Annotated in this window: 6 protein-coding genes and 1 pseudogene; 3 read left to right on the top strand and 4 right to left on the bottom strand. The window is 71.9% G+C overall.

Translation table 11 applies throughout. The features are described from left to right. Together ACWEQL_RS37020 and ACWEQL_RS37015 are read right to left on the bottom strand one after the other, a co-directional pair. The coding region (locus ACWEQL_RS37020; protein WP_452155060.1) for an AAA family ATPase at positions 1-201 on the bottom strand (201 nt) is incomplete at its 3' end. Between the two features lie 638 nt (positions 202-839). Continuing rightward, on the bottom strand, positions 840-4,331 hold the full coding sequence (locus ACWEQL_RS37015; protein ID WP_452155058.1) for a beta-galactosidase: 3,492 nt from the start codon (positions 4,329-4,331) through the stop codon (positions 840-842). A gap of 539 nt (positions 4,332-4,870) precedes the next feature. On the opposite strand from ACWEQL_RS37015, the gene ACWEQL_RS37010 reads away from it, so the two are divergent. Further along, entirely contained in the window at positions 4,871-5,251 is a 381-nt protein-coding gene (locus ACWEQL_RS37010; protein ID WP_452155056.1) for a hypothetical protein, read from the top strand. Then, positions 5,214-6,620, top strand: coding sequence for a hypothetical protein (locus ACWEQL_RS37005; RefSeq protein ID WP_452155054.1), 1,407 nt, complete (start codon positions 5,214-5,216; stop codon positions 6,618-6,620). Before ACWEQL_RS37010 ends, ACWEQL_RS37005 begins: the two co-directional genes overlap by 38 nt. A 113-nt stretch (positions 6,621-6,733) precedes the next feature. Here ACWEQL_RS37005 and ACWEQL_RS37000 read toward each other — a convergent pair whose 3' ends face one another. Further along, on the bottom strand, positions 6,734-8,233 hold the full coding sequence (locus ACWEQL_RS37000) for a hypothetical protein (RefSeq protein WP_452155052.1): 1,500 nt from the start codon (positions 8,231-8,233) through the stop codon (positions 6,734-6,736). 271 nt (positions 8,234-8,504) lie between these two features. Then, on the bottom strand, positions 8,505-11,330 hold the full coding sequence (locus tag ACWEQL_RS36995) for a glycoside hydrolase family 2 protein (RefSeq protein ID WP_452155050.1): 2,826 nt from the start codon (positions 11,328-11,330) through the stop codon (positions 8,505-8,507). 267 nt (positions 11,331-11,597) lie between these two features. Between ACWEQL_RS36995 and ACWEQL_RS36990 the strand changes: the two are divergent. Continuing rightward, a pseudogene (locus ACWEQL_RS36990) lies at positions 11,598-11,779 on the top strand (right-handed parallel beta-helix repeat-containing protein); the annotation flags it as partial.

Raw genomic sequence — 11,779 nt, 5'->3', positions numbered from 1 at the left:
CAGCACGGTCACGCCATCGGCGCGCAGCCGCGCGGACGCCTCCACCACCAGCCGGGACTTCCCGATCCCCGCCTCGCCCTCCACGATCACCACCGCCGGAGGCACCTTGAGCAGTCCCACCAGCTGCCCCAGCTCGGCGTCCCGCCCCACGAACACCGAACCCGCGCCGCTCCCGGCCCCCGGCGTCCCACCGACCCGCATCCGAGGAACCTCCAGCCGTGCAGGGACCGCATCGCCGGAAGCGGCGCCGACGGCTCCACCGTAGACCTCCGCGACACGAACCGCCCGTGCACACCAGGCACCGCCGGACCGCTCCCGTCTGCCTCCCGGGCGCTCGGCAGGACCGCCCTCAGAGGTGGTCGCCGCCGTCCTCGTACTTGTCCGCCGACGGCTTTCGCAGTGGCTGTCCGGCCTCGGTGGGCGGAAGGCCGCGAAGCGGCCGAGGACGATGTGGTCGAACTGCAGCGGCGAGAGGCGGGCCCCAAACCGTCGACGGGAGGGAAACCGCCTGCGGCCGACTGCTTGACCGCCGGTTCAGGTAGAGGCTGTTCCACAGGACCACGGTGTAGGCGCCGGTCACCATCAGGTGGCCGGCGCCTTGTGCGGTGCCTGCTGACGGAGCACCAGGCGTGCGAGGGTGCGTCCAGGGCGGGTGCTGAATCTGACCGCCCGGCGGCGGCGCGTCGCCCGCGACTACGAGTCCGGGGCTGTCAGGAGAGCCGGAGCCCCTTGACCGCCCTCATGGCCTGTCGTGTCACCGGCGAGGCCGGTCCCCACGTGGCGTGGAGGGTGTACCAGGAGGCAGGGGCGCGAGCCGTCCGGGCCGCGGCCATGACGTGTTACGTCTGCTGAGTCCCTTCTGCGTGTCGGTGGCCGCGCCCGGCCGAGCCGCTTGCGGTGCGCGGTGTCACGGGTGTGCCGACGGACGCCGTACCCGGGTGCCGGGCCGGCTTCACGGGGGCGCCGGCTGCCTCGTAGCCGGGCGCGTTCACCCGGGCGGTCGTGAGCGGGGACAGCAGGGTGCCGTACGACTCCAGTTCGACCTTCCCCAGGCCCCCGCCCGCGGTGTCGGTGTTCCACACCGCGATGGCGATGGTGTTGGTTCCGTCGCCGTCCAGGATCCCGCCCGGGATCGGGAAGCGGGTCTGCGGGCCGAGGTCGTTGATGTAGCGGCCGAACTGCCAGCCGTTGACGAAGACCAGTGCCCGGTAGTGGCGGGAGCGGTCGTCGGTGATCCGTAGCCCCAGCGAGGTGTCCTGGCCCTTCGGCAGGTGGAGGTCGACCGTGGTCCGGTACCAGGTGATGCCGGGGTTGGTCGTCCGGTCCGGCAGCGTCGTGGGACTCCAGCCACCGTCCGGGAACCCGGGCAGCGACCAGCCGGAGCGTTCGCCGTACAGCCCGCCGGTGTTCATCGGGCCGCGGGCCGGGTCGACCGGGTCCTGCCCGCCGAGCGCGCCCTGGACGCGCCAGGTGAGCACGGGCGGGGTGCCGGTCCCGGTGAGCTTGGCACCGGTCAGGCCGCGGGCCTGCTTGTGCGCGTCGTTGACGTACCAGTCCTCGTTGTGGCCGGAGTTCTCCACCAGCACCGCGAGGACGTTGTCCCGGCCCTCGGTGACGCTCCCGGCCGGGAAGGCGAAGGTTCTGGTGCCTTCCGGGGCGCTGCCGAGGAAGGTGCCGTTGAGCCACACCGAGTGGACGCCGGCCTTGCCGGTGAGGGCGGAAAGGCTCACGCCGGTGGTGCCGGCGGTGCCGGTGAAGTGCCCCCGGTACCAGACGTCGCCGTGGTGGAAGCCGTACTCGTCGGCGAACAGTACGGGCTTGGTGACGGGCGTGGTGGTGCTGTTCGAGGACTGCCGGTCGGCCGTCCGCCAGGTGCGGTCGTCGAAGTCGGCCCGGGCCTCCGGGTTCTCCGCCTGCCGCTTCCAGCCGGTGAGGGCGGGCAGGCTCACCGCGGCCGGTCCCGCGAGGTCGCCCGCGCGTGAGCCGCCGGTTCCGGGCCGCAGGGCGAGCGCGGCGCCGTTCCAGGTCGTGGCCGTGGCGGTGGGTCCGAACACCTCGATCGGCCCTGCCTGCGCGCTGTCCCCGGTGAGCGCCAGGGTGCCGGCGTCGAACGAGGCCGAGCGCAGCAGGGAGGAGCCGCGTACGAGCACCGGGCCGGCGGAGGTGTCGGCCCGCCAGAAGTCCCCGGCCGCCGCCCGGTCCCCGAGCAGGAGCAGGAGCGGCTGCGGTCCGCCGGTCACCAGGACGCGGGCGAGGCCGTCGTGGGTGTAGTTGAGCCGCAGGTCCCCGGTGGCCGGGTCCCAGGTGCTGCGCACGCTGCCGGCCAGCACCTGGACGGTCGGCCGGGCCGGTGCGGCGAGTACGGTCTCGCCCGGCTGTCCGCGGTCGCCGTACAGGACCGCCACGTCCTGTCCGCCGATCCGGGCGTGGGTGAGGACCTCCGAGGTGGAGTACCGGAGGCGGCTCGCGCCGAGCGGGTAGTCGGCGACCAGGGTCTTGGACTGGCGGCCGTTCAGCGAGATGGCGGTGCCCGCTTCCTGCGGCACCGTCGGGTAGACCCGGCCGGCCGGGCCCGGGACGTCCACGGCGTCGACCGCGACGAAGGTGCCCTTGGCGGAGGCGTTCTTGCGCCCGGTGGCCACGATCCGCAGGGTGTGCTCGCCGTCGGTGAGCCCGTTCCTCGACCAGAGCACCTGTTGGGAGACGGTGCCGGCGGAGTAGCCGTCGACGGTGGCCGCGAGGGTCCCGTCGAGGTACACGTCCGCCAGGCCGTGGTTGGCGGCGGTGGAGGCGATCCAGCGTACGGCCGTGCCGCGGAAGCGCACGGTGACGTCGGCCCCCGCCCTGTCGGTCCAGGACTCGGTCTGGCGGAACTCGTCGGCGGTGTAGCTCTCCCGGTGGCCCACGTGGGTCCAGCCGTCGCCGTAGGCGGCCTGCGGTCCCTGGTCGTCCACGGTGTAGGCCTGGGCGCCGAGGTCGAGCGCGATCCGGGTGTCGACCTTCTTCGTCGAGGTGGCGTCGGTCTGCCGCAGCACGTGGAACTGGGTGGTGTCGTCGGGGTTGATCCGGACGGTCTCGGTGACCCCGGTGGCGCTGGGCCGCCCGGCGGCCACCCGGTCGGTCTTGGTGAGCGGCGCGGCGCTCTGCAGGAAGTAGCCGATCAGCTTGTCCTGCCGGTAGGTGTCGGTCAGCTGCCGGGTCTCGGTGATCGGTGCGCCGTAGTCGTACGAGGTGTAGACCTTGTTCGGGTCGGCCTGCCATCCCCAGCTGGTGCCGCCGTACGCCATGTAGAGGTTCTGCATGGTCGCGCCGACCGCGATGTTCTGCTTGTAGAAGACGTCGGCGAACTGGGACCCGATCAGCTGGCGGCACTTGTCGTAGCCGGGCCCGCCCCACGGGTCGAAGGAGCCGGCCTGGAACTCCGCCGTGAACAGCGGTCGGCCGGGCGCGTGCCCGTAGGAGACGTCCGGGACGCCCTTCCAGGTGTCGGGCGACGAGCAGTTGAAGCCCTGGGGGTAGGAGTCCACGCCGTCGATGTCGAGGGCGCCCACGCCCTCGGTGAAGCGCGCGTTGTGGTTGCCCGTGAGCGGGACGGTGATGCCGCGGTCCCGGGCCCCCTCGGCCAGGTGCGCGATGTACTCCCGGCCCGCCGCGTCGTTCTGGTAGAACTCGTTCTCCACCTGGTAGGCGATCACCGTGCCGCGTCCGTCGGTGAGCTGGTGGCGGGCGATGATCGGGTCGATCTTCGCGAGCCACTCGTCGGCGGCCGCCAGGTAGGCGGGGTTCGTCCCCCGGGCGTGACCGGGCAGGGTGTCCACCCAGGCCGGGAAGCCCCCGCTGTCGACCTCGGCGTTGATGTACGGGCCGGGGCGGGCGATCACGTAGAGGCCCAGTTCGTCCGCGAGGTCGAGCAGCCGGTCGACGTCGCGGATGCCGGTGAAGTCGTAGACGCCCGGCTTGGGGGAGTGGTAGGCCCAGTCGAAGTAGAGCGAGACGGTGTTGAAGCCCGCCGCCTTCTGCTTCTCGAGGACGTCCCGCCACAGGTCGGGGCTGGGAAGCCGGAAGTAGTGGAACTCACCGCTCCAGATGTAGGTGCGCCGGCCGTCGATCATCATCGAGTAGCCGTCGTAGGTCACGGTATGGCTGCCGGTGGCGGCGGGGGCCCGGGTCGCGCTCACCGCCGTCGCCGGAGGGTCCGGCTCGGCGGACGCGACGGGCCCGCCGCCGAGGGCCGCTGCCATCGCGAGCAGGACGGCGAGCACGACGGCGCGGGTGCGGTGCACCCGCCTCCCGTCCGGCGGCGGGTGCACGGGCGTTCGTTCGTGGGGCATGACAGGCTCCCTGTCCGGTTCCTGGCGGATCGTTCTGTTCCTGGCCGGCGACGATCGGTCCGGGGTGTCGGCGTGGACGCGGCGACCTCTCGGGCCTGCTCGCCGCTCCGGGTGTCCGCTTCGGCGGGCCGTCCGGTGATCGGGTCGACCGCAACGACGTGGCGAGCACCTCTCGCGGGTCGCTGACACCGGGCGGTCGCGAAGAACCAACAAATATCAAAGGCATGCAACAGGGCAGCCTTGGGCGCGTCGACCGTCAAACGGTATGCGACATACCGTTACGGGTTCGTGGCGTCATGTCAAGACGCAGCGTCAAATACCCTGGTGAGCAGCAGAGTTGTGGATCTCGTTCCCCACTTTGTCCCGCCCGAGCGCCACTCCGACCACCCGGCGCCGGCGGCAAGACAGTGTCATGTGATCGTCAAGACGCTTTTCGTGCATGCCTATTGACGAACAGATGCAAACAAGAGTCTCCTCTATCGAACAGGCATGCTTGGCCGCACCCAACCTCCTCGCACGCCACCCACCAGGGAGCCCCCATGCCCGCCAGGCACTCGGCCCGGTCCGCGCTGCGCGGCAAGACCTCCGCGTTCGCCGCCCTCGCCGCGTTCGCACTGCTCGTCCCGGCGGTCCCCGCCGCCGCACTGACCTCCGCGTCCCCGGGCGCAGCCGCGAGCGGACCCGCGTCCGCTGCTGCCGTGACGACGACGACGGCGACGGCGACGACGGCGACGGCGACGGCGGACGAGTCGATCGCACCCACACCCCCGATGGGCTACAACAACTGGAACGCGACCGGCTGCAACGTGTCGGAGTCGCTGATCAAAGCCTCCGCCGACGCGATGCACCGCAACGGCATGCAGGCGGCCGGGCTGCACCTACGTGAACATCGACGACTGCTGGACGGCGCCGAGCCGTGACGCGGCGGGCAACCTCGTGCCGGACCCGGTGAAGTTCCCGAACGGCATCGCCGCCGTCGCCGACCACGTGCACGCGCTCGGCCTCAAGCTCGGCATCTACGAGGACGCGGGCACCAGGACCTGTGCCGGACTACCGGGAAGCCTGGGGCGCGAGACCCGGGACGCCGCGCTGTTCGCCTCCTGGGGCGTCGACCTGCTCAAGTACGACAACTGCAACAACAACGGCCTCCCCTCCAGGCCCCGTTACACCGCGATGCGCGACGCACTGCGGGCCACCGGCCGGCCGATCCTGTTCAGCCTGTGCAACTGGGGCCGCGAATCGCCATGGCTCTGGGGAGCGGGCACGGGCAGCATGTGGCGCACCACCGGTGACATCCAGGTCTCCTACTCCAGCGTCCTGTCGATCTTCCACGGCAACGTCGGCCTCGGGGCCTACGCCGGTCCCGGGCACTGGAACGACCCGGACATGCTGGAGGTCGGCAACGGCATGTCAGCGACCGAGGACCGCACCCACTTCAGTCTCTGGTCGATGATGGCCGCCCCCCTCCTGGCAGGCAACGACATCACCGAAGCGAGCGCCGAAACCCTGGCCATCCTCACCAACACCCGTGTGATCGCGGTGAACCAGGACCCACTCGGCCGCCAGGCCCACCTGGTCTCCTCCACCGGCGGGCACAACGTGCTCGCCAAACCGCTGGCCAACGGCGATGTCGCGGTGGCGCTGTTCAACGAGAGCGACTCCCCGGCCACCATCACCACCACCGTCGGCACGGTCGGCAAATCCGGCGCCTCCTCCTACACCCTGACAGACCTGTGGAGCGGAGGGACCGGGAGCACCACGGGAACCATCACCGCCACGCTGCCGGCGCACGCCACCGCCGTGTTCCGGCTCTCCGGCGGGAACACGCCCGTGCTCAACGCGGGTGTGCTCAACGGAGCCGGCAGCGGACGCTGCATCGACGTACCGAAGGGCTCCGCCACCCCCGGCGCCCGGCTGACGATATGGGACTGCAACGGGGACAGCGGACGGCCCCGGCCGCCCGTGGGGGTGGCCGGGGCCGGCGTGTCCGGCGGCGGCCGGTCAGTGGGAACGGGCGCGGGTGCTGTCGTCGTGGGCCTCGGCGATCCGGGTGGTGTCGGCCGACTCGACGGCCCTCGGCCGTTCGGGTTCCGGGCCGTACTCCTCCGGTCGGACGCCGCCCTGGGCTTCGTCCTCGCGCAGGGCCCGGGTCTCGGCCTTGAGGATGCGCATCGACCGCCCGAGGCCGCGGGCCATGTCGGGCAGCTTCTTGGAGCCGAACAGCAGGAGGACGACGGCCACCATGATCAGCAGGTGCCAGGGTTCGAGACCGTTGCGGAGCATCCGTGATCACCGGTCCTTTCGTACAGGGGGGGTGCAGGGCGGGATGGTGCGGGCGGGGTGGTGCGGTACCGGGCCGGGCGGAGGGGGGTCGGCGCGCTCCGCCCGGCCCGGTACCGGTCTCAGGGGGTGCGGATCCAGAACTCGACGGACAGCGGCGGGACGGTGATCTCCAGCGTGGGGCCGGTCTTGGTGCCGACGCCCTGGTCGTTGGTGGCGGGCCCGTAGCGCCGGCCCTGGAAGCCGGCGGCGGTCCGGGTGTCGACGGTGTAGGTGAAGGCCTCCGTGGCGGAGCGGTTGGTGAGGGCGAAGACGGGCTTGCCGGAGGTGGTCTTCCAGGCCATGATCCGGTGCTCGGAGTAGTACGAGCCGTCGGTGTGGCGGGGCTCGTCGACGTGGTACCGGACGGAGTCCCAGGGCATGTACTTCACGAAGCCCGAGACGGCGTTCCAGTTGCGGGGGTTGAAGGCCCAGTGGCCGGCCTGGATCTGCGGGTGGTGGCTGAAGTCGGTGTCGCTCGGGGGCCGCCAGAAGCCGAGGCCGTAGCGCTCGGACTCGGCGTTGGTGGTGGGCTTGAGGGCGTGCAGCCACCACCAGGTGGGGGAGTCCTGGAAGGTCATCCAGTTCATGATCGACTGGGCGGTGTTGATGCAGCGCCAGTCGGACATGGCGCCGCTGAGGTACTCGAACTCGTTGTTGAAGACGGGCTTCCCCCGGGCGCCGGAACGGAAGTCCGTGGTGATCTGCTGGGTGCTGTCGGAACCGATCCGGTGGAAGGTCCAGGCGTCGACGAGACCCATGGCCTCGGGCGAGGCGGTCAGCTTCTGGCCGATGGATCCCGTCCAGCCCTTCAGGCTCTCGGCGTGGATCCGCACCCCGGGGTGGGCCGCGCGGATCTTGGGCGCGACGGCCTTGAAGGCGGCCAGGTACTGGTCCGGGGAGTACACGCAGGAGGAGTACGAGGTGTTGAACTCGGGCTCGTTCTGCAGGCCCCAGTAGGAGATGCGCAGGCCCTGGTCGGTGAGGTACCGCAGGTCGTCGACCAGGGCGTCGCCGAAGGCCGCGAGGTCGATGCCGGCCGTGAGGCTGTTGGCCGCGGCGGTCTTCCCGACGAGGCTGTCGTTGGTCTTCCAGCCGGGGGCGGGGGACCAGTACTCGACGGCGAGGCCCTCGACGCCGGCCTCGCGGCACATCTCGGCCAGCAGCGCGGTCTGGCCGGCGTAGCGGTCGACGAAGCGCTTGCGGTCGGCGGTCAGGCCGCGGTGGTAGAGGCCCATGGCCAGGCGGCAGTAGCGGAATCCGCGGTCGGTGCGGCCGGCCCTGAGCATCTGCTGGTAGAAGCGGGTGCGTTCGGCCGGGGTGAGGTCGTACGGGACGCCGCTGACCAGGTCGGGCAGGCCGTTGTTGTCGGAGCCGATGGAGTCGGACTGGATCTCGAAGCCGAGGCCGAGGATGGTCTGCCTGGCGGCCTGGTCGTAGCGGATCGCGTAGCTGCCGGTGGTGATGCCGGCGGCCTGGGCGCTGGTCAGGCTCACGAGCTGCGGCATGCTCGCCGCGGCGCCGGCGGCGAGCATGCCGCGCAGCACCGATCGACGGCCGACGGGGGAGGGCGAACCGGACAAGGGGGCTCCAGGGTGGTGGAGGCGGGGGCGACGGCGCCGGGGTGTGGGGCCCGTGCCGTCGGGGTTGACGCAAGTATTCGATATACGATCCCGCTCTGGCTAGAGGGCGGACACCCCGGATTTCTCCCGGGGCCGCGGCGTTCGTGCCTCGGCCGGCGCGGGGCCCGGGCACGCCGCGCAGGCGCCTGTGGTCCGACGCCCCGCCGGACGCCGGACCACAGGTGCGCGGGAGACCCGGGCCGGCGCGCCGGCCCGGGCACCGCAGCGGCCGTCAGACCACCACGACGGCGGACGCCTTCCAGTACGTGCCCGCCGCCCCCGGGGTGAAGGAGACGTCGACCGTGCCCCCGCTCACCGGGGCCGCGTACCAGCGGAACGTGCCCGCGGGAATCAGGGGCGTGGTGATCACCGTCGTGCCGTTGACCGCCACGCTCTGCGGGTCCGCGGCGTACTGCCTGTCGCCGACCAGCACGTACAGCGTGTGGCTGCCCGCCGGGACGGTGATCCGCAGGGTCCGCTTCACGGTGTCGGTGGCGAAGTCGGCCCGCAGCTGGTCGGGGCTGATCCGGTCGCGGGACTGCGGCGCACCGCCCGTCCAGCCGAAGCCGGTGGTGGTGCTGTACGCGGTGGCCGGCCCGAGCGCCTGGTAGCCCGGGGTGACGGCGCTGGTGTCGGTACCGGCGTCGAGGGCCGGCGCGGCGCCGCCGGGAGTGAGGTTCAGCGGCCGCGGCTGCGCCTCGGTGTCCGCGTCGATGACGGCCCGGACGAGACCGGGCGAGGCCTCGGTGCCCTCGGCGAGCATCCGCCCGGTGAGCGTGACCTGCAGGACGGTGCTGCCGCCCGGGGCGACGGTGAACGGCTGCGCCTGGCCGGCGGTGAACCCGGACGGCGGCGTCACCTGGATCGTGCCGGAGGCGCCGTGCCCGGAGACGTCGTCGACGGTGACGGGGACGGTCACGGACGTCTGCTGCGCCGCCGGGACGGAGACCGGTGCGAGCGTCCGGATGCGGACCGGCGAGAACATGACCCGCCAGGCGAGCTTGGGCTCCCGGAAGTGGTCGCGGATGCCCTTGGCGTTGTACGGCGGGGCGGGCTCGGGGTTGCTGCCGGTCCAGCCGGAGGAGACCAGGAAGTCGGCGGCCGACCAGACCATCAGCCCCAGGGTGTGCGGCCGGGAGCCGGCCAGCCGGTTGTACTCGTCGATCACCAGACCCTGGTAGTACTCCGTGCCGCGGACGTACCCGACGCGGTCCTTGACGGCCTCGGCGCCGTACTCGCTGATCATCAGCGGCTTCCCGCCCGCCGCGCTCTGGATGTCGTCGAGCGTGGCGGCGAGCTCGGAGATGTCGCGTGACCCGTACCAGCCGTAGTAGATGTTCGGCAGGATGACGTCCTCGTAGCCGTAGGCCTTGCTGCTGGTGAACTTGTTGTTGGCCTCGGTGTAGAGGCGCTTGGCGTCGAGCGTCCGGCCGTAGTCGATCATGGTCTTGACGTAGTTGGCGCCGTTGTCGTTGGTGGTGTTGTTCTCGTTGCCGACCGACCAGATGATGACGCTGGGGTGGCCGCGGTCGCGGTCGATCATCCGCTTGAGCTGGTCCTTGGCGAAGGCCTGCACCGGCGCGGTGGCGAGTGCCGTGCCGGTCATCTGCTGGACGGGGATCTCGCTGACGATCAGCATGCCGAGCCGGTCGGCCTCCTCCAGCAGGGCCGGGGTCGCCGCGTAGTGGCCGGGCCGCAGGATGCGGAAGCCCTTGGCGTGGAACTCGCGCAGCTCGCGCACGGCCAGGCCGTCGGGCTCGCTGCGGCCGAGGCCCGGGTAGTCGACGTGCCGGTTGAAGCCCTTGAGCCCGGAGACGACCGTTCCGTTGATCCTGACGTCGCCGCCGGAGACGGTCACGCTCCGGAACGCCGGGTGCAGCGTGGCGGGCTGCCCGCGCCCGGCGGGCGGGGTCACCGTGAGCGTGTACAGCTTCGGGTCGGCCGGGCTCCACAGCTGCGGCGACGGGACGGTCAGGGTGACCGGTTGCGCGTCGCCCCCGCCGGCCGGAACGGTCAGCGCGGCCGTGGTGTCGATCAGTGCGGTGCTCGCGCCGGGCGCCTGGACCTTCAGCGCGACCGTCACCGTGGCGGCGGAGGAACCGGTGTTGGTGCCCTGTGCCCGGATCGTCAGTTTCCCGTCGGCGGGATCGCCCTCGGCGGTCACACCGGCGATCGCCGCGGCCTCGGTCCGCTCCATCCGGACGTCCCGGATCAGGCCGCCGTACTGCCAGTACAGCGCGGTCGTGCTGAACGCGCTGATGGTGCTCTGCCGGTTGTCGACCACCACCGCCAGGGTGTTGACGCCGTCGTGGGCCGCCGTGGTGGCGTCGACGCGCTGGGGCAGGTGGCCGGCCCGCGAGAAACCGACCTGGGTGCCGTTCAGGTAGTACGTGCACGCGAAGTAGCAGCCGTCGAAGACGAACTGGACCCGCTGCGCGCCCTTGGTGCCGAGGTCCACCTGCTTGCGGTAGACGGCCCGGTGCCCGGCCTCGGCGTTCCACTCGTCCCGGACGGTGCCGAAGGTGCCGGGCACGAGCACCGCGGTCGTGGGGGCCTCGTCGAAGCCGGGCTGGACGGCGGGCGGGGCCGTTCCGTCGAGGGCGCCGCTCGCGAGCTCGCTGTCCACGGCGAAGCGCCAGGAGCCGTTGAGCGTGGTGATCCCGGCCGGGTCGGCCGGACGCACGGTGGTGACGGACCTGGTCGCGGTCACCGTCCCGGACGGGGTCACCGCCTCGGCGGTCAGGGTGTGGGCGCCCGGGGGGAACCAGGCGGCGTCGGTGGCGGTGCGCCAGACCGGGGCGGCCTTCTGCGACTTGGCGTACCGGTCGGTGAGCTCGGAGAAGGCGATGCCGTCCATCGAGAAGCGGACGGCGGTGGTGGTCGGCGGGGCGTCGACCTCGATGTCGACGGTGCCGGTGAGCGTACCCGCGGCCGGGCTGACGAAGGACACCTGGGGTGCCTCGGCCGTGGCGGCGGTGACGGCGGGGGGTAGTGCCAGCAGGGATGCCAGCACGGCACCGGCCGTGAGGCACGGTGGCAGGAGGCGGCGTAGGCGCATGGGAGCGGTCCTCTGTGGGGTGGGGGAGCCCGCGACGGAGCGGGGGCCGAAGGAGGAGGCGGGTGGAAGGCCCGTGACACGGCGACCCGCGCTCGAACCGTAGGGCGGCCTTCCGGGCGGGTCAAGACAAATGACCCAAGATTGATCGTTCGATCGATTCGCGACGATTTCGATCCGTATGGATTGACGCGATCAGATGGCCGTCCTACTGTGCGGGCGGGTCCTCACCCCACTTCTCATCTCCCTCCCCCACCTCGGGAGCCCCTCATGTTCGTCACCCCCACCCTCAGACGTGCCGTGTTCGTCGCGCTCACCGCGACGGCGCTGACCGTCCCCGTCCTGCCGTCCGCGTCGGCGGCCGGGCCGATCGCCCGGTACCTGGACTGTTCGGCCGCCTCGAACGGCGACGGCAGCCAGGCCTCGCCGTGGAACACCCTGGCCACGGCGAA

The organism is Kitasatospora sp. NPDC004240 (genome assembly GCF_053603215.1).
The sequence above is the reverse complement of the archived record's forward strand: the minus strand, read 5'-3'. Positions and strand labels throughout refer to the sequence as shown.

What these genes read in the sequence shown, in the direction of transcription:
- ACWEQL_RS37015 (WP_452155058.1), bottom strand. Translation starts at nt 4,331, where the DNA reads ATGCCCCACGAACGAACGCCCGTGCACCCGCCGCCGGACGGGAGGCGG.
- ACWEQL_RS37010 (WP_452155056.1), top strand. Translation starts at nt 4,871, where the DNA reads ATGCCCGCCAGGCACTCGGCCCGGTCCGCGCTGCGCGGCAAGACCTCC.
- ACWEQL_RS36995 (WP_452155050.1), bottom strand. Translation starts at nt 11,330, where the DNA reads ATGCGCCTACGCCGCCTCCTGCCACCGTGCCTCACGGCCGGTGCCGTG.